A 17816-nucleotide genomic window follows, 5' to 3' on the forward strand; every position below is an offset into this window, starting at 1 on the left:
ACCCAAAAGTACGATGGCGGCGCGGCGCCAGTGGCCGCGGCACAGGACACTGTGCGTGTGACATCGAACGTGGGAGGCGGCGTGACAGCCATCGAGCAGACAGAGGCAGCGCGCCCTCGAGGCACCCGCTTGCCGCGCCGTGCCCGACGGAACCAGCTCCTGGGCGCGGCTCAGGAAGTGTTCGTCGCCCAGGGCTACCACTCGGCGGCAATGGACGACATCGCCGAGCGCGCCGGTGTCAGCAAGCCGGTGCTCTACCAGCACTTCCCCGGGAAGCTGGAGCTCTACCTCGCGCTGCTCGACCAGCACTGCGAGTCGCTTCTCCAGGCGGTCCGCGGCGCCCTCGCGTCGACGACGGACAACAAGCTCCGCGTCGCGGCGACCATGGACGCGTACTTCGCCTATGTGGAGGACGAGGGCGGCGCGTTCCGTCTGGTCTTCGAGTCGGACCTCACCAACGAGCCCGCGGTGCGCGAGCGCGTGGAGCGGGTCTCCTTGCAGTGCGCGGAGGCGATCTCTCAGGTCATCGCCGAGGACACCGCCCTGTCCGAGGAGGAGTCCATGCTGCTGGCCGTCGGCCTCGGCGGCGTCTCCCAGGTCGTCGCCCGCTACTGGCTGTCCAGCAGGTCGACGATTCCGCGGGAGCAGGCGGTGCACCTGCTGACATCGCTGGCGTGGCGGGGCATCGCCGGGTTCCCGCTCCAGGGCGGCGAGGCCCACTGACCGTATGCCGTGGCCCCCTCCGGTGACCCCGGCGAAGGCTCGTGTTCGCTCCCGGCGTGCGCGAGGGCGCCGTACCGGGTCCCCTCACCGGGCTAATGTGTGCAGCGTACGGCGCGGCTGACCGCGCATCGCTGACCGTTCGGAGGGACTAAGCCGTGGAGGTCAAGATCGGCGTGCAGCACGCGCCCCGGGAGATCGTTCTGGAGAGCGGTCAGACCGCCGAGGAGGTCGAGCAGGCCGTGGCCGACGCCCTGGCCGGCAAGGCGCAGCTGCTCAGCTTGACGGACGACAAGGGCCGCAAGGTGCTCGTGCCTGCCGACCGGGTCGCCTATGTGGAGATCGGCGAGCCGGCGACGCGCCGCGTCGGCTTCGGGGCGTAGCTCCAGGCCAAGCGCGGCGCCTCTTGCGCCTTGAGGGCCCGGCGGATACCGCCGGGCCCTTCGCATGCCCGGGTTGCGGTGAGGGTTGCGTCATGGTGGGTTCGGGTAGGACGGGCTGTGACCCGAAATGCCCGGCCGGCGCGTGTGAGGTGATCCGTGGTGATCGTGGAAGCTCTCGGCTCCGTACTGCTCGGATGCCTGTTCTCCTGGGCGGCCGTGCGATGGCTCTCCGACCGGCTTCCGGCGCCGCGTGTGGTGTACGCGAGCGGCGCACTCGGGGCGCTCTTCGGGGCGTATCTGACGCATGCGGCGATCGGTTCCGGCCATCTGCTCGCCACCCTGCTGGGGGCCCTGCTCGTCGCGGGCGTCACCGTGTCCCTACTGGTCCGCCCGGCAGCCCGCAGGCTGCGGCGGGGGTCGGCCGCAGCCTGAGCCTGAGCCGGACCCCGACACGCGACGAGCGGAGCTCCCTGCTACGCCGCCAGCCCCAGTGCCGCCATCCGCTTGGTGTGCGCCTTGGTGATGCGGGTGAACATCTCGCCCACGGCGGCCAGGTCGAACCCGCCCGCGACCCCGCCCACCAGCATGGTCGACAGCGCGTCCCGCTCCGCCACGACCCGCTGCGCCTGGGACAGCGCCTCGCCCATCAGGCGGCGCGCCCACAGCGCGAGCCGGCCGCCGACACGCGGGTCCGCCTCGATGGCGGCGCGCACCTTCTCCACGGCGAAGTTGCCGTGGCCCGTGTCGTCGAGCACGGCCAGCACCAGTCCGCGGGTGTCCGAGTCGAGACGCACCGCGACCTCACGGTAGAAGTCACTGGCGATCGAGTCGCCGACGTAGGCCTTGACCAGGCCCTCCAGCCAGTCCGACGGAGCGGTCTGCCGGTGGAACTCGTCCAGCGCCGCCGCGAACGGCTCCATCGCTGCGGTCGGGTCCGTCTCGATCGCGGCCAGTTGGTCCCGCAGCCGCTCGAAGTGGTGGAACTCCGCCGAGGCCATCTTCGCCAGCTCCGCCTTGTCGGCAAGCGTCGGTGCCAGCTTCGCGTCCTCGGCGAGCCGCTCGAAGGCCGCCAGTTCGCCGTAGGCGAGCGCGCCCAGCAGATCCACGACCGCGGCGCGGTACTGGGGGTCGGCCGAGGCGGTGGCCCAGTCCTGGGCGGCGATCCCGGTGAGTTCTTCGTCTGTGCCGGATGCGGATGCTGACTCGGTGGCGTTGTCTGACGTCTCCATGAAGCGCACAATAGCCCGCCGCCCGGTTGGGTGAAGGGCCTGGTCAGCACCCGCCACAACGCGGCTTGCCGGAATTCGCCCAACACAGATGCGCGATTCCGGGGTACAGTGCTATGAGAGCCTGTCGCATACGCACAGTCGCGTACGCAGACGGGCCCTATGAATGAGGATGCCCGGTCGGTGGCCCGATCGGCTCCGACCCGACCGCCCTCTGTGCACCTATTCGCACACGAGGGACCCTCAGCGGCATGAGCGCTCGAGCGACGGCAGTGGTCCCGCGCCTTTCCGGCCAATCCACGGCCGGGCCACCAGTACCAAAAGGTGCGGTAAGACCCCCAGCGTTCGCCTCGCGCCGCGTCTCACAGAAGAGGCAACACCCTGACTACGCAGATCAAGACTTTCCGGGAACTCGGGATCCTTCCCGAGACCGCCGAGGCCCTCGAGGCCGTCGGCATCATCACTCCCTTCCCCATCCAGGAGATGACCCTCCCGGTCGCGCTCTCCGGCACCGACGTCATCGGACAGGCCAAGACCGGCACGGGCAAGACCCTCGGTTTCGGACTTCCGCTGGTGGAGCGGGTCACCGTGCCCGTGGACGTCGAGGCGGGCCGTGCCAAGCCGGAGGAGCTGACCGAGGCCCCGCAGGCGCTGGTGGTCGTACCCACCCGCGAGCTGTGCACCCAGGTCACCAATGACCTGCTGACCGCAGGCAAGGTGCGCAACGTCCGGGTGCTCGCGATCTACGGCGGCCGTTCCTACGAGCCGCAGGTCGAAGCCCTGAGGAAGGGCGTCGACGTGGTCGTCGGCACCCCCGGGCGGCTGCTCGACCTGGCGGGCCAGCGCAAGCTGGACCTGTCGAAGGTCAAGGCACTCGTGCTGGACGAGGCTGACGAGATGCTCGACCTCGGCTTCCTGCCCGACGTCGAAAAGATCATCCAGCTACTGCCTGCCAAGCGCCAGACCATGCTGTTCTCGGCGACCATGCCGGGTGCGGTGATCGGCCTCGCACGTCGCTACATGTCGCAGCCGACCCACATCCGTGCGACCTCCCCGGACGGCGAGGGCGCGACCGTCGCGAACATCACCCAGCGCGTCTACCGGGCCCACTCGATGGACAAGCCGGAGCTGGTCTCGCGCATCCTCCAGGCCGAGGGCCGCGGGCTCGCGATGATCTTCTGCCGTACGAAGCGGACGGCCGCGGACATCGCCGACCAGCTTGCGCGCCGCGGCTTCGCCTCCGGCGCCGTCCACGGCGACCTGGGACAGGGCGCGCGCGAGCAGGCGCTGCGCGCGTTCCGCAACGGCAAGGTCGACGTGCTCGTCTGCACCGATGTCGCCGCCCGCGGCATCGACGTCGAGGGCGTCACGCATGTGATCAACTACCAGTCGCCCGAGGACGAGAAGACCTACCTCCACCGCATCGGCCGCACCGGCCGCGCGGGTGCGTCCGGCACCGCCGTGACCCTGGTCGACTGGGACGACATCCCGCGCTGGCAGCTGATCAACAAGGCGCTGGACCTGGGCTTCGGCGACCCGGTCGAGACGTACTCGACATCGGCGCACCTCTTCGAGGAGCTGAGCATCCCCGCGGGCACCAAGGGCGTACTGCCCCGCGCCGAGCGCACCCGCGCCGGTCTCGCCGCCGAGGAGATCGAGGACCTCGGGGAGCCTGGCGGCCGTGGCCGTTCCGGGCGGGCGAAGAAGGAGGAGGAAGCTCCGGCCCGTACGCGCACTCCGCGCGCCCGGCGTCGTACGCGAAACGGTTCGCCGGTCGACGAGACCGCGAGCACGGCGCCGGAGGCCCTGGAGCCCACCGCGTCCGAGCCTTCTGACCCGTCGGACCCGTCTGACGCAGCCGACGGCACGGCTCCGCGCACGCCTCGCCGACGTCGCCGCACGCGTGCGGTTGCCACCGAGGCTGTGACCGCCGAGGCCCCCGTGACCGAGCCCGCTGCCAGCGAGCCGGCCGAGCCGGCCAAGCCCCGTCGCCGCCGCACCCGCGCCGCCGCCGCCAAGGCCGCAGGCGCCGAGGCCCCCGTGGCCGAGGCCGCGAGCGAGCCGGACGCCGGCGAGACCGCTGAGGCTGCGAAGCCGCGCCGCAGGCGCACCCGTGCGAAGGCCACGACCACGCCGGAAAGCTGAGCCTGGTCCGGTCGAGTGTGTGTGAAGAGGGCCCGTACCCCCTGGGTACGGGCCCTCTTCAACTGCTCGGTAACCTCTGCGTATGAGCCGCCCGCCCACCTTTGTGCCACCGGCCTGCGCCCGGTCCCGCATGCTTGACACCTCCCGCGGCGCCTTCGCCGTGCTGGACGCCGAACCGGACGGCTCGCCCCGGGGCACCGCGCTCCTCCTGCCCGGCTACACCGGGAGCAAGGAGGACTTCATCGCCATGCTGGAGCCGCTCGCCGCTGCCGGATACCGCGCGGTCGCGATCGACGGCCGCGGACAGTACGAGAGCGAAGGGCCGCAGGCGCGGGAGGCGTACACCCAGGAGGAGTTGGCCCGGGACGTGCTGGCGCAGGCGGCGGCGGTCGGCGGCCCCCTCCACCTGGTCGGCCACTCGCTGGGCGGGCAGATCGCACGTGCCGCCGTCCTCACCGATGCGCAGCCGTTCGTCTCGCTGACCCTGGTCTCGTCGGGTCCGGCCCGGATCGCCCCCGAGCAGCGCGACAAGGTGAAGCTGCTGAGCGACGCGATCGCGGCCATGAGCATGGCCGAGATCTGGGAGGCCATGCGGGCCATGGACACCCCGGAAGAGGCGGAGCTCAACGGGAACCGCGACGATCTGCGGCATCGCTGGCTGCGCCACAACCCGCACCAACTGCTCGCCACCGGCCACCAGCTGACCGTCGAACCCGATCGGGTGGCCGAACTGGCCGTCGTGCCGCTGCCCAAGCATGTGGTGTCCGGTGAGCACGACGACACCTGGCCCGTGCCCCTGATCGACGAGATGGCCGTACGGCTCGGGGCCCGGCGCACGGTCATCGAGGGCGCCCAGCACTCACCGAACACGGATCGTCCTCTGGAGACCGCCGCGGCACTCGTAAGGTTCTGGCACGGGAACGGGAGCTGACGTCAGAACTGGCTCTGGAGGTGCTGCCAGAAGCCGTCGCGCAGGGAACGCCTCAGATGGGCGTAGCCCCGCAGTGAGTGCTGGAGCCGCTTCTCCGCCTCCATGAGCAGGTCCTGGTCCACCGGGCCCGGCAGATAGGGGTGCCCGGGCAGCAGCTCCGCCATCGCCGCCCGGCCGCGCTCGGCAAGCCAGGTGGCCGCTATCTGGGCGCCGACGAAGCGCACATCGTCGCGGGAAGGCGTGGGCGTGTCGTCCTCGTACGTGGTGACGGGCCGCCGGGTCACATAGGGGCGGCAGAAGTCGAGGTCGAAGGTGCGCTGGCTGTCGACCTCCCAGAGCAGCGGCTCAGCCTGATTGCGCCCCTCGGCGGCCTCGATGCCCCAGAGGTGGACGCGCGCCCCGTATCCCTGGGCCGCCTCGACGGCGGAGACCAGGTCCTCGTCGCCGCCGACGAGTGCCGCGTCGCTGATCGCGCGGTGCCGCGCCAACGACTCCAGGTCGGTGCGGATGAGGGAGTCGACGCCCTTCTGCTGGTTGTTGGCGTTGAGATTGCCGAGCCGAACCTTGACGTCAGGGAGTTCGGCGATGGACTGCTGCTCGGCGGTGTGGATGCGGCGCCGGGCACCGTCGTACCAGTAGACCCTCAGCAGCCGGCTGTCCGCGAAGATCGTGCGGGCCTTGTCGATGAAGGCCTCGATCAGTCCTTCGGCGTCCAGGTCGAAGGAGCGCCGGTCCTCGGTGCCCGCCACCAGCAACCCGGCGGAAGCATAGACGTAACCGGCGTCGACGAAGATGGCATGCGTGGACGGGGTCTTCGCGACCTCGGCGAGCATGCGCTGGAGCAGCTCGTTGGTGCGCTCCAGCCGGGCGCTGATGCGGCTGAGCTCACCGTCGACGCTCATGTCGTTCATATGGACCTCATGGACATCATGGCCGTCATTCTGTGTGGGTGCCGTGTCGTACCCGTGAGTAGTTAGCCATCCAAAAAATTTATTTAGCGTAGGGAATGTTTGCGGCTCTGCTCCTGTTGGCAAGGGTGGAACTGGGACGGACAGAAGGGAGAGGCCTTTTATGCGCTTCGAGATCATGCGACTCGACGACGTCGACGGCACCGCCGTGGACAGCACCGTTGTGGACGCCGCCTCCGTCAACCGGATGGTCCTTCAGGCCGCCGCGATCGGCCAGCGGATCTACATCCGACCGGCCGAATGCACTGCCTCGTAACGCACGGCACCACACGCCGGCGCCGTCGGCCATGGGCCGGGCGCACCTCGCCCCCGTACGGAAGGATCCGTACGGGGGCGAGGCGCGTCAGGGTCCGGGCGCCCGGGGCCGCCTACGCGCCCTGGATCACCTGGGTGACGCCGTTGATGATCTGCTGCACGGCGATGGCCGAGAGCATCATTCCGGCGAGCCTGGTCACCAGGACGACACCGCCGTCCTTGATCAACCGGATGATCAGCAGCGAGTAGCGCAGGGTCAGCCACAGCACGACGTGCATCGCCACGATCGCCGCCCAGACCGCGGCCTGCTCCGCGCCCCCGGAGGCGTTCTGCACCGCGAGGATCACCGAGACGATGGCACCCGGACCGGCCAGCAGCGGCATCCCGAGGGGGACGAGCGCGACATTGACGTCCTTCGTCTGCTTGGGCTCGTCGGTCTTGCCGGTCAGCAGGTCGAGCGCGATCAGCAGCAGGAGCAGACCGCCCGCGATCATCAGGGCGGGCACGGAGACATGGAGGTACCCGAGGATCTGCTGGCCCAGGATGCCGAAGACGGTGATGACGCCGAAGGCCACCGCCACGGCCTGCCAGGCCATCCGGCGCTGCACCTTGGCCGCGCGCCCCGAGGTGAGAGCGAGGAAGATCGGTGTGATCCCGGGGGGATCCATGATCACGAAGAGGGTGAGGAAGAGCGAGCCGAAGACGGCGAGGTCGAACACAGTGGAGCCTTGCAGGGGTGTGGTGGGTGTGTGAGCGCGTACCGGCCCGCGCTTCGGCGTGGTGAGCCGGGTCGGCGGGGCCGTACATGTGCCGGATCAGCGATGGGCTGCGGACCGGCCTGGAGCGGCAGTGGGGCGGATCGGCACGGATGGGTCGAGGTGCGGATCAGCGTCGCGGTTCAGTGGGCGCGCGTTCCACCCGTGCCGGGGACGGGGAAGGCGCCGGTCGCACGACGCGTGATCTCGCCGTAGATCTCCGGGTCGGTCGTGAAGTCGCCGAGCCGGCAGGTCTTGCGGCTGCCGTGGTAATCACTGGAGCCGGTGGTGAGCAGCCCGAGCTCGGCGGCGAGTGCGCGCAGCCGGATGCGTGACGGTTCGTCGTGGTCCATGTGGTCGACTTCTATGCCGTCGAGCCCTGCCTCCGCCAGCCGGACGACGGTGTCCTCGGGCACCACTTCGCCGCGGGTGACGGCGAGCGGGTGGGCGAAGACCGTGACACCCCCCGCTGCCTTGACCAGGCGGATGGCGTCGAAGGGGTCGAACTCGTGCTTGTCGACATAGGCCCGCCCGTCGTTCGCCAGCCAGTCGGGAGTGAAGGCGGCGGAGACGTCCGGGACGACGCCCAGTTCGACCAGCGCGGAGGCGATATGGGGGCGGCCTACGGAGATGCCGTCCGTCGCCTCAGCGCTGTGCCCGGCGATACCGGCCACCTGCTCCCAGGTGATCGGCACACCCAGCTCCTGGAGCTTGACGACCATGGCTTTGGCCCGCGGTACCCGGTCGTCCCTGACCAGCTCGCGCTCGCGCGCCAGCTCGGGCTCCTCGGGGTCGAAGAGGTAGGCCAGCATGTGCATGCTCACCCCGTCGACCCGGCAGGAGAGCTCGGCTCCGGGGACGAGGGTGAGATCAGCGCGCAGACCGGCGAGCGCGGCGACGGCCTCGGCGTGGCCCGCGACGGTGTCGTGGTCGGTGAGCGCGACGACATCGAGTCCGGCCGCGACGGCGTTCCTGACGAGCTCGGCGGGGGTGTCCGTACCGTCCGAAGCCGTGGAGTGGGTGTGCAGATCGATACGCACGACGCATGACTCCATGGCTTGGGGCCGCGGGGGCCTCGGGGCGAAGGGGGACGTTCCATCGTAACGGGGCGCCAGGGGCCCTCCGGACACCGCCCCGGTGAGGGCCGTCACGGCGGTGTCCGTGCGACCCGCACCGCGAACGCCCGGCGCACCCTGACCGTTGACGACGGCCGCCGTTCACGACGGCCGCCCGTTCACGACAGCGCCCCTACAGCAGCAGCCTCGGCGACAGGGCCCCGCACGGCAGCAGGTCCACCTCCGAGCCGGCGTCCCGCAGATCGGTCAGTATCAACTCGTCGTACATCAGCAGCCCGGTCGACTCCGGCCAGACGACTGCCCAGAGCCACAGCCCCAGCGCCTCGCCCGCGAAGACCGCGCGATCCTCCGGCACCCCGTGGACCTGCCAGAGCGGGGTGGGCCGCCCGGCGGCGAGCACCTTGGCCTGGGGTGGTTTGTCGACAGTCATATGCGGGCCCGGGTCCGGTCCGTCGATCCCCGCGAACCGCGCGCCGAGGCCCACTCCGAGCTCCTCCGCGACCAGCAGCAACTCCCCCACGCCGCCCAGCGGTCCGGGACCGGAACAGGCGACGGCGGTGGCGCGGCCTCCGCTGCGGTCGTCACCCGCGTAGGCGACGCCGGTGAAGAGCCAGCCGACCGGGAGCGGCCAGGGCATCCACACCGGCACCTTGGCCCGGGCCACGACGACGGTGAGGGCTTCGACGCTGGGCGGGATCACCGGTTGCAGCGGTTGCACGGCACCATGCACATCGCACTGCCACGTATCGGCGAAGAGGCCGGGCGCCCTGACCCGGCCACCGCACTTCGGGCAACTGGGTTCGCCCCTCATAGCGCTCAACGGTCCTACCCGCCCGGCGTCACGTCAAGGACGATCACCCGTCCGGTACGGCGGTTTCACCCTGGTTCACCAGGAAGAAGTAGATGCATATTGAATTCATTAGACGCTCTAACTTATTATTTGCATGGCACATCGATCCAGGACGGTCAGGGGACCGCCGGACAGGGAGGAAGGAGTGCCGATGCGCACAGAGGACCCCTTCACCGGGGACATCGCGCCGGCGGCGGGAGCGGGGGGCACCTTGCGCCGCCAGCCGAAGGCCGTCTGGGCCACGGCGGGTGCGTCGGTGGTCGCCTTCATGGGGATCGGCCTGGTGGACCCGATCCTGCCCTCGATCGCCAAGGGCCTTGACGCCGCACCGAGTCAGGTCTCGCTGCTGTTCACCTCGTACTTCCTCATCACCGCGCTCGCCATGCTGCTCACCGGATTCGTCTCCAGCAGGATCGGCGGACGCCGGACCCTCCTGGCGGGTCTCGCGCTGGTGGTGTCCTTCGCCGCGCTCTCCGGCACCTCGGACTCGGTCGGCGAACTCGTCGGCTTCCGCGCCGGCTGGGGCCTCGGCAACGCCCTCTTCGTCTCGACCGCACTCGCCGTCATCACCGGCGCCGCGGCAGGACAGGACGGTCCGGGGCCGGGAGGCGGCACCACACGAGAGAACGGCGGACGGCGAGGGGCGGCGACCGCGATCCTGCTCTACGAGTCCGCGCTCGGACTCGGCATGGCCTGCGGGCCCCTTCTCGGGGCCCTGCTCGGCGACATGAGCTGGCGCTATCCGTTCTTCGGCACCGCCGCACTGATGGCGGTCGGCTTCCTGTGCGTCACCGTGTTCCTCAAGGAGCAGCCGAAGCCCGCACGCAAGGTCGCGCTGCTCGACCCGCTGAGGGCGCTCGGCCACGGCGGTCTCGCCACCGCCGCCGCCGCGGCGTTCTTCTACAACTACGCCTTCTTCACGGTGCTGGCCTTCACACCCTTCGTGCTGGACATGACCCCGTACATGTCCGGGGCCGTGTTCTTCGCCTGGGGTGTGCTGCTCGCGGTCTTCTCGGTGCTGGCCGCACCGGCACTCCAGCGGCGCTTCGGCACCGCGCGGGTGCTCGCCGGATCGCTGGCACTGCTCGCGGCGGATGTGGTGGTGCTCGGGTACGGGGACCGCGCCACGGCCGTCCTCTGCACGGTCCTGTCGGGTGCGTTCATCGGCGTGAACAACACGCTCTTCACCGAGCTTGCCCTGGGCGTCTCGGACGCGCCCCGGCCGGTGGCGAGCGCGGGCTACAACTTCGTGCGCTGGTTCGCGGCCGCGGCCGCCCCGTATCTGGCGTCCGAACTCGCCGAACGGGCCGGTGCGCGGACGCCGTTCGTGGTGGCGGGGGCGGCGGCGCTGATCGGCGCGGTCATCGTCCGGGCGGGCCGGGCCTCACTCGCCCGCCACGCCCCCGAGGCGGAGCCGCGCCCCGTGGCCACGACCCAGGACGGAGCGGCGGTCCTCGCCGACTGAACCGCCGTCAGAGCGGGACGCGGCCGAACCCGCCCATGAGATAGCTCACTTCAGCGGCCTCCGAACTCACGCCAGCGATACGGGCCCGCGCAGCGGGTCGCGGAGGTCCGTACCGTGCTTCAGCCAGCGGTCCTGGAGCGCCGCGGCCCCGTGCACCCGCTTCCACGCCGCCTCGTTCGGCGTCATCGGCAACAGGGGGAGAAACCGCACCGGGTCCATCGGCTCCGGCAGCTCGAGGTCCTCGACCAGGCCGCCGGGCTCGGCGACCAGCACGGAGGTGAAAGGGGCGTTCGGCCAGAGCGGCTCACCGACGTCCATGGAGTTCCCCGGGGCCACGATCACCCCTTCCACCTGCGGCGACGAGGCCAGGACCGCGAGTGGCCGCAGCACCTTGTCGGTGTCGGCGAGCCCGCCCCGTACCGACAGCAGCAGCTCGGCGCGCGGCCCCTTCACCGGGTCGGCGAGGAGGTCTTTGGGGTCGTTCATGGGCTGTGCGGACATGCCCAGCGTGGCGTACCGGACGGTGCCCCTGTCGTCTCCGGCAACGAAACGGAGCACCTCGATCCGGTCCGTACCCAGGAACGTCATCGCCGCACGCGCGTCCGGCTCTCCGAACGCGCTGAACAGACGGGCCTCGACAAGAGCAAGAATTTCTCCCATCCCGCGAGCATAGATCGCATCAGGAACGGGCAAAGGAAGGGATTGACCCTCAGTCGGCTGATACTCTTGGCCGCCTGTTGGGACAACATATGCGTGACGGCGTCTCCGCGAGGTACCCGGAGAACAGCGCCCGTTCCCGACGACACGTCATCCCTTACGGGGGACCGGCTGGAGGAGGTGGGGCTGCGATGGATCGAAGTCGACCGTGCAGTACCAACCGCTCTTCCGCGCACTGCCCCGTCATCTGACCGGCATCCAGCGCCTCTTGACCGACTGGACCACCCGGCCCGTAGACATGTCGCGCCGCTCCATGGCAACGCGCACGTCGGAAGAGCACATCGCCCTTGCCTGACTGTCTGTAGCGAACGCCGTCATCGCGTCCCGCGGTGCCGCCCGCTTTGCGGACGTATTCCAGACAACGTCCTCATTCCGGGCTGTGCCACGCCTCGCACCGGCGGCTTCCCGTGAAGGAGCCTGCCATGTCGATGATCCGTGACTTGCGAGAAGCGGTCCGCCCCACGTTGCGCAAGACCAGCAGCGCCTACAGCTCGTACGACACCACCCGCGATCCCTCCGCCTCCAGCGCCGTCGTGGACTGCGCCGTGTACCGCGACGGCAGCCGCGTGAGGGACGACACCTGCCTCACCCCGCGCCAGGCGATGCTGCGGGTGCGCGAGGGCGGCGGCTTCGCCTGGATCGGGCTGCACGAACCGACCGAGGAGGAGTTCGGCGGAATCGCCGCGGAGTTCGGCCTCCACCCGCTGGCCGTCGAGGACGCCGTCCACGCCCATCAGCGCCCCAAGCTGGAGCGGTACGACGACACCCTCTTCACCGTCTTCAAGACCATCCACTACGTGGAGCACGCCGAACTGACGGCGAGCAGCGAGGTCGTCGAGACCGGCGAGGTGATGTGCTTCACCGGACCCGATTTCGTCATCACCGTGCGGCACGGCGGTCAGGGCTCGCTGCGCAACCTGCGGCACCGGCTCCAGGACGACCCCGAGCTGCTCGCCAAGGGCCCGTCGGCGGTCCTGCACGCCATCGCCGACCATGTCGTGGACGGCTACATCGCGGTGGCGGACGCCGTACAGGTCGACATCGACGAGATCGAGAACGATGTCTTCTCCGCCCCGGCGAAGGGCAGCACCCGGGGCACCGACACCGGGCGCATCTACCAGCTCAAGCGCGAGGTGCTGGAGTTCAAGCGGGCGGTGACGCCGCTGCTGCGGCCCATGCAGCTGCTGAGCGAGCGGCCGATGCGGCTGGTGGACCCCGACATCCAGAAGTACTTCCGTGACGTGGCCGACCACCTGGCACGGGTGCAGGAGCAGGTGATCGGGTTCGACGAGCTGCTGAACTCGATCCTCCAGGCGAATCTTGCGCAGGCGACGGTGGCGCAGAACGAGGACATGCGCAAGATCACGTCCTGGGCCGCGATCATCGCCGTCCCGACGGCGGTGTGCGGTATCTACGGGATGAACTTCGACCACATGCCGGAGCTGCACTGGCGGTACGGCTATCCGATGGTGCTCGTCGGCATCGTGGGGGCCTGTCTCACCATTCACCGCACACTGAAGCGCAACGGCTGGCTCTAATAGGCTGCGGGTATGACTGAAGCCGCCGCCACCTCGCAGCTCGACCGCGCTCTGGTCGAAGAGGCCACCAAGAAGTCCGGTCTCGTCTGGGTCCGGGGCGCCGGCCCCGCCCGCGCGCTGTGGCACGTGTGGCACGAGGGGGCTGTGCATGTCATCGGCGACGGGCCCGGTGAGCAGCCGCTGCCGGGGCTCGCGGCGGGTTCCACCGCCGAGGTGACCGTGCGCAGCAAGGACAAGGGCGGCCGGCTGGTGGCCTGGACGGCCGCGGTGAGCGAGCTGGTGCCGGGGTCCGAGGCGTGGGAGGCCGCGGTGGGCGAGCTGAAGGGGAAGCGCCTGAACGCGCCGGACGGTGAGGCGATGACGGAGCGCTGGGCACGGGAGTGCAGGGTGCTGCGCCTCGACCCGCTCGCGGCGTCCACGGAGCTCCCCGCGGGCTCGCTGGCCGCCACCCCCCTGGCGACCTCCGCGACCACCCGCCGCCCCGTTCCCGCGGCCCTGCCGCGCCTCCTGCTGCGTCGCGGCAAGCGGGGCTAGGCCCCCGTTCGGGAGGCGTCGTCCGCCCGAAGGGGCGGGGCTCGCGGCGTCCGGTGCGTGCCATCGCAAGGCGGTGGGGGTTCCCCCGCCGGAGGCAGGGGGAGGTCGTCCTCGTACAGGGCGCACTCGGACGATCCGACAGCGCAGCGAGTGTGCGTGCCAGGCGTCGCGAGCCAGGCGGGAGTCCTCACACACGGCCTAGCCGCCCCCGCCGGGTGGGCAGGGGCTACTGCTTACGTGGGAGCTCCTGGCCGTAGTCCACCGTCTCGCCCTGCTCCGGGGGAGCCAGCGCGAAGTCCTGGTCCCAGTCCGCCAGTGTCAGCAATCCCGCCCCGCCCGCCCGGGCGAAGCGCAGGGGGTACGGGGTGCCCTGGAGGGACACGTCCAGCGTCCCGCCGTTTCCCTCACCGCCGAGGACCTTGATGGTGCGGACGCCGTCCACGGCGTCGTAGCCGCCCTTGCTGAGCTCGCCGTGCAGGCCGAGGACTCCGTCCAGCAGCACGTCCATCTCGGTGAAGCCGCGCAGTTGCTTGTAGGTCGGATCGTCCTGCGGGACCTTCACGTACTTGTCGTCGAGCTTCTCCGCGGCCGTCTCACCCGACGCGCCCGCCTGCTTCCAGAAGTCCGCGTCGGCCTTCAGATAGAGCGCGTCGTCGGCCCGCAACAACTCGAAGGTGGAGCTCTTCGTGGTGACCGAGCCACTGCCGCCGGTCTTCTTGAGACGCATGTTCAGCTTGTAGGTGTCCCCTTTGGACACCAGCGTCCCGGCGAGCCGTACCGACTGCGCCCCCTCCGCCGCGGTCTTGGCCTTCTCCTCGATGGCTGGGGCGTCGAGCTTGCCGACGCCGTTCGTCCCCGCGTCCGGGTTCTCACTGCACCCGGTGACGGCCGTGAGAGTCACGGCAAGCCCTGCGCAGAGTGCGACGGACAGTGCTGCCCGGCGGGCCCGGGCTGCGGCAGCCAGGGGGAGAGCGGTCACGTGCGCACTGCCTCTCGTGCTGGTGGTGGGGTGGCAAGAGGGCAGAGTACCCGGGGTTATCGACCGCTCGGGAGGCGAGCCGTACGGACCGCCCACGGGGGCGGCGGGGACGGGCACGGGCTAGCCTGAACCCGTCTGAACTATCACAAAGTGACACACCAGAGCCATTTCGTGAGGAGGCGCAGAGCATGGCGGCAGGCGCCTCCCGGATCTTTGTGTCGCACCTCGCGGGCGTACCGGTGTTCGACCCCAACGGCGATCAGGTCGGCCGGGTGCGCGATCTCGTGGCCATGCTCCGAGTCGGCCAGCGGCCACCCCGGTTGCTGGGGATCGTCGTGGAGGTGCACGGCCGCCGCCGGATCTTCCTTCCCATGACCCGGGTCACCGGTGTCGAGTCCGGCCAGGTCATCACCACCGGCGTGGTCAACATGCGGCGCTTCGAGCAGCGCCCCACCGAGCGTCTCGTCCTCGGCGAGCTCCTGGACCGCCGCGTCAGTCTGACGGACTCCGGCGAGGAGGTCACCGTGCTGGATGTCGCCATCCAGCAGCTGCCCGCCCGCCGCGACTGGGAGATCGACAAGGTCTTCGTGCGCAAGGGAAAGGGCGGGGCCCTGCGCCGCAAGGGGGAGACGCTGACGGTCGAGTGGTCCGCGGTCACCGGGTTCTCCCTGGACGAGGACGCGCAGGGCGCCGAGCGCCTGGTCGCCACCTTCGAGCGGCTGCGGCCCGCCGACGTCGCCAACGCTCTGCACCATCTGTCGCCCAAGCGGCGCGCCGAGGTCGCCGCGGCCCTCGACGACGACCGGCTCGCCGACGTCCTGGAGGAGCTGCCCGAGGACGAGCAGGTGGAGATCATCGGGAAGCTCAAGGAGGAGCGGGCCGCGGACGTCCTGGAGGCGATGGACCCCGACGACGCCGCCGACCTGCTCTCGGAGCTGCCGGAGGAGGACAAGGAGCGGCTGCTGATGCTGATGCGGCCGGACGACGCCGCCGACGTCCGCCGGCTGATGTCCTACGAGGAGCGCACGGCGGGCGGGCTGATGACGCCCGAGCCGATCGTGCTGCGCCCGGACGCGACGGTGGCGGATGCCCTGGCACGGGTGCGCCAACAGGACCTCTCCCCCGCGCTCGCCGCGCAGGTCTACGTCTGCCGGCCGCCCGACGAGACCCCCACCGGCAAGTACCTGGGCACCGTGCACTTCCAGCGGCTGCTGCGCGACCCGCCGTTCACCCTGGTCAGCTCGATCGTCGAGACCGATCTGCCGCCGCTCGCGCCGGGCACGGGACTGCCCGCGATCACCAGCTATCTGGCCACGTACAACATGGTCGCCGCGCCGGTCGTGGACGAGAGCGGCTCGCTGCTGGGGGCGGTGACGGTGGACGACGTCCTCGACCATCTGCTGCCGGACGACTGGCGCGAGGCCGAGTTCGAGGGGACGGGGGCCGCCGATGAGTGAGTACGGGCTCACCGAGCGCGGCGACGGCAGAGACCGGGAGAGGGAGAGGGAGAGAGACCGGGAGCGCGAGCGGCAGTCGGGCGGGCAGCGGCCGCGGTCCCGGCTGGATGTGCCCCGGGCCCCCCGGCGCAGGGTGCTCCCCGAATACGACCCGGAGGCCTTCGGACGACTGTCGGAGAAGATCGCCCGCTTCCTGGGCACCGGGCGGTTCATCGTCTGGATGACGCTCACGATCATCGTCTGGGTGCTCTGGAACATCTTCGCGCCGGACGGGCTGCGGTTCGACGAGTACCCGTTCATCTTCCTGACCCTCATGCTGTCGCTCCAGGCCTCGTACGCGGCCCCCCTGATCCTGCTGGCGCAGAACCGCCAGGACGACCGCGACCGGGTCAACCTGGAGCAGGACCGGGCGCAGAACGAGCGGTCGATCGCCGACACCGAGTATCTGACCCGGGAGATCGCGTCGCTGCGGATGGGTCTCGGCGAGGTCGCCACCCGCGACTGGATCCGTTCCGAGTTCGAGGACCTGCTGCGGGAGCTGGCGGACCGGCCCGGTGTATTCCCGCCGGACGCACCGCGGGTACGTGACGAAGGCGACCGCTGACAGGCGTCCCCCGGCCGGGACCCGGCGCCGTACCATCGTCCTATGGTTACGGAAGACGCGGTGCGCGAAGCACTGGCGACGGTGAACGACCCCGAGATCAACAAGCCGATCACGGACCTCGGCATGGTCAAATCGGTCGAGTTCGGCGACGACGGCGCGGTGGCCGTCACGGTCTACCTCACCGTCTCCGGCTGCCCGATGCGCGAGACGATCACCCAGCGCGTCACGGACGCCGTGGCGGCCGTCGAGGGCGTCACCCGCGTCGACGTCTCCCTGGACGTCATGAGCGACGAGCAGCGCCGCGAGCTCGCGGCCACACTTCGCGGCACGACCGCCGAGCGCGAGGTGCCGTTCGCCAAGCCCGGCTCGCTGACCCGGGTCTACGCGGTCGCATCCGGCAAGGGCGGGGTGGGCAAGTCGTCCGTGACCGTGAACCTGGCGGCGGCCATGGCCGCCGACGGGCTGAAGGTCGGTGTCGTGGACGCCGACATCTACGGCCACAGCGTGCCCCGGATGCTGGGCGCGGACGGCCGTCCCACCCAGGTCGAGAACATGATCATGCCGCCGTCGGCGAACGGCGTGAAGGTCATCTCGATCGGTATGTTCACCCCGGGCAACGCACCGGTGGTCTGGCGCGGCCCGATGCTGCACCGCGCGCTCCAGCAGTTCCTGGCGGATGTGTACTGGGGCGACCTGGACGTGCTGCTGCTCGACCTGCCCCCGGGCACCGGCGATATCGCGATCTCCGTGGCCCAGCTGGTGCCGAACGCCGAGATCCTGGTCGTCACCACCCCGCAGCAGGCCGCCGCCGAGGTGGCGGAGCGGGCCGGCTCCATCGCCGTGCAGACCCACCAGAAGATCGTCGGCGTGGTCGAGAACATGTCGGGCCTGCCGTGCCCGCACTGCGACGAGATGGTCGATGTCTTCGGTACGGGCGGCGGCCAGGCGGTCGCCGACGGGCTGACGAGGACGACCGGTGCGACGGTGCCCGTGCTGGGCCAGATCCCGATCGACGTCCGGCTGCGCGAGGGCGGCGACGAGGGCAGGCCGGTCGTGCTCACCGATCCCGAGTCCCCGGCCGGTGCCGCTCTGCGGGCCATCGCCGGAAAGCTCGGGGGCCGTCAGCGCGGTCTGTCGGGGCTGTCGCTGGGCATCACCCCGCGCAACAAGTTCTGAGCCTTACGCGGCGAGGGGCACCGTTCCGGTGGAACGG

19 protein-coding genes are annotated in these 17816 nt (G+C 70.5%); 12 read left to right on the forward strand and 7 right to left on the reverse strand.

The genetic code is table 11. From position 1 onward, the window contains the following. Positions 1-81 precede the first annotated feature (81 nt). The 3 genes from ACFV6V_RS21165 (at position 82) to ACFV6V_RS21175 (ending at position 1535) form a co-directional block, all read left to right on the forward strand. Positions 82-723 (forward strand): TetR/AcrR family transcriptional regulator, encoded by a 642-nt coding sequence (locus tag ACFV6V_RS21165; protein ID WP_385567186.1) that lies wholly within the window; start codon positions 82-84, stop codon positions 721-723. Between the two features lie 155 nt (positions 724-878). Continuing rightward, entirely contained in the window at positions 879-1103 is a 225-nt protein-coding gene (locus ACFV6V_RS21170) for a DUF3107 domain-containing protein (protein WP_361278892.1), read from the forward strand. Positions 1104-1262: 159 nt separating this feature from the next. Continuing rightward, complete coding sequence (locus ACFV6V_RS21175; protein WP_385567143.1) at positions 1263-1535, forward strand: hypothetical protein; 273 nt, start codon at positions 1263-1265, stop codon at positions 1533-1535. A 41-nt stretch (positions 1536-1576) separates the two neighbouring features. Here ACFV6V_RS21175 and ACFV6V_RS21180 read toward each other — a convergent pair whose 3' ends face one another. After that, positions 1577-2332, reverse strand: a complete 756-nt coding sequence (locus ACFV6V_RS21180) for a ferritin-like fold-containing protein (protein ID WP_385567146.1) — start codon at positions 2330-2332, stop codon at positions 1577-1579. Between the two features lie 480 nt (positions 2333-2812). On the opposite strand from ACFV6V_RS21180, the gene ACFV6V_RS21185 reads away from it, so the two are divergent. Both ACFV6V_RS21185 and ACFV6V_RS21190 read left to right on the forward strand, forming a co-directional pair. Next, complete coding sequence (locus ACFV6V_RS21185; RefSeq protein WP_385567148.1) at positions 2813-4474, forward strand: DEAD/DEAH box helicase; 1662 nt, start codon at positions 2813-2815, stop codon at positions 4472-4474. 82 nt (positions 4475-4556) lie between these two features. Continuing rightward, positions 4557-5405, forward strand: a complete 849-nt coding sequence (locus ACFV6V_RS21190; protein WP_385567151.1) for an alpha/beta fold hydrolase — start codon at positions 4557-4559, stop codon at positions 5403-5405. A gap of 2 nt (positions 5406-5407) precedes the next feature. On the opposite strand, the gene ACFV6V_RS21195 is transcribed toward ACFV6V_RS21190, so the two are convergent. Beyond that, entirely contained in the window at positions 5408-6316 is a 909-nt protein-coding gene (locus ACFV6V_RS21195) for an NYN domain-containing protein (RefSeq protein WP_385567153.1), read from the reverse strand. Positions 6317-6476: 160 nt separating this feature from the next. On the opposite strand from ACFV6V_RS21195, the gene ACFV6V_RS21200 reads away from it, so the two are divergent. Further along, on the forward strand, positions 6477-6629 hold the full coding sequence (locus ACFV6V_RS21200) for a hypothetical protein (RefSeq protein WP_338672799.1): 153 nt from the start codon (positions 6477-6479) through the stop codon (positions 6627-6629). 112 nt (positions 6630-6741) lie between these two features. On the opposite strand, the gene ACFV6V_RS21205 is transcribed toward ACFV6V_RS21200, so the two are convergent. The 3 genes from ACFV6V_RS21205 to ACFV6V_RS21215 form a co-directional block, all read right to left on the reverse strand. After that, positions 6742-7347: a MarC family protein gene (locus ACFV6V_RS21205; RefSeq protein ID WP_385567157.1), complete on the reverse strand. Its 606-nt coding sequence runs from the start codon at positions 7345-7347 to the stop codon at positions 6742-6744. Positions 7348-7526: 179 nt separating this feature from the next. Beyond that, on the reverse strand, positions 7527-8423 hold the full coding sequence (locus tag ACFV6V_RS21210; RefSeq protein WP_385567159.1) for a PHP domain-containing protein: 897 nt from the start codon (positions 8421-8423) through the stop codon (positions 7527-7529). Positions 8424-8631: 208 nt separating this feature from the next. Beyond that, positions 8632-9270 carry a DUF6758 family protein gene (locus tag ACFV6V_RS21215; protein WP_385567162.1) on the reverse strand — a complete coding sequence of 213 codons (639 nt, stop codon included), beginning with the start codon at positions 9268-9270 and terminating at the stop codon, positions 8632-8634. Between the two features lie 190 nt (positions 9271-9460). Between ACFV6V_RS21215 and ACFV6V_RS21220 the strand changes: the two genes are divergently transcribed. Next, on the forward strand, positions 9461-10774 hold the full coding sequence (locus ACFV6V_RS21220; protein WP_385567165.1) for an MFS transporter: 1314 nt from the start codon (positions 9461-9463) through the stop codon (positions 10772-10774). 66 nt (positions 10775-10840) lie between these two features. On the opposite strand, the gene ACFV6V_RS21225 is transcribed toward ACFV6V_RS21220, so the two are convergent. Beyond that, positions 10841-11434 (reverse strand): suppressor of fused domain protein, encoded by a 594-nt coding sequence (locus ACFV6V_RS21225; protein ID WP_385567168.1) that lies wholly within the window; start codon positions 11432-11434, stop codon positions 10841-10843. A 479-nt stretch (positions 11435-11913) separates the two neighbouring features. Here ACFV6V_RS21225 and ACFV6V_RS21230 point away from each other — a divergent pair, with 479 nt between their 5' ends. Then, positions 11914-13029, forward strand: coding sequence for a magnesium and cobalt transport protein CorA (locus ACFV6V_RS21230; RefSeq protein WP_385567170.1), 1116 nt, complete (start codon positions 11914-11916; stop codon positions 13027-13029). Positions 13030-13041: 12 nt separating this feature from the next. Further along, positions 13042-13563: a hypothetical protein gene (locus ACFV6V_RS21235; protein ID WP_385567173.1), complete on the forward strand. Its 522-nt coding sequence runs from the start codon at positions 13042-13044 to the stop codon at positions 13561-13563. A 226-nt stretch (positions 13564-13789) separates the two neighbouring features. Here ACFV6V_RS21235 and ACFV6V_RS21240 read toward each other — a convergent pair whose 3' ends face one another. Further along, entirely contained in the window at positions 13790-14542 is a 753-nt protein-coding gene (locus tag ACFV6V_RS21240; RefSeq protein WP_385567175.1) for a hypothetical protein, read from the reverse strand. A gap of 188 nt (positions 14543-14730) precedes the next feature. Between ACFV6V_RS21240 and ACFV6V_RS21245 the strand changes: the two genes are divergently transcribed. Genes ACFV6V_RS21245 through ACFV6V_RS21255 form a run of 3 tightly spaced genes read left to right on the forward strand, consistent with a single transcriptional unit; the run spans position 14731 to position 17779 of the window. After that, entirely contained in the window at positions 14731-15999 is a 1269-nt protein-coding gene (locus ACFV6V_RS21245; protein WP_385567178.1) for a magnesium transporter MgtE N-terminal domain-containing protein, read from the forward strand. Next, entirely contained in the window at positions 15992-16603 is a 612-nt protein-coding gene (locus tag ACFV6V_RS21250; RefSeq protein ID WP_385567181.1) for a DUF1003 domain-containing protein, read from the forward strand. Before ACFV6V_RS21245 ends, ACFV6V_RS21250 begins: the two co-directional genes overlap by 8 nt. 42 nt (positions 16604-16645) lie before the next feature. After that, complete coding sequence (locus ACFV6V_RS21255) at positions 16646-17779, forward strand: Mrp/NBP35 family ATP-binding protein (protein ID WP_361278856.1); 1134 nt, start codon at positions 16646-16648, stop codon at positions 17777-17779. Positions 17780-17816: the final 37 nt, after the last annotated feature.

This window comes from Streptomyces sp. NPDC059828 (assembly GCF_042731955.1).
Lineage (GTDB): Bacteria > Actinomycetota > Actinomycetes > Streptomycetales > Streptomycetaceae > Streptomyces.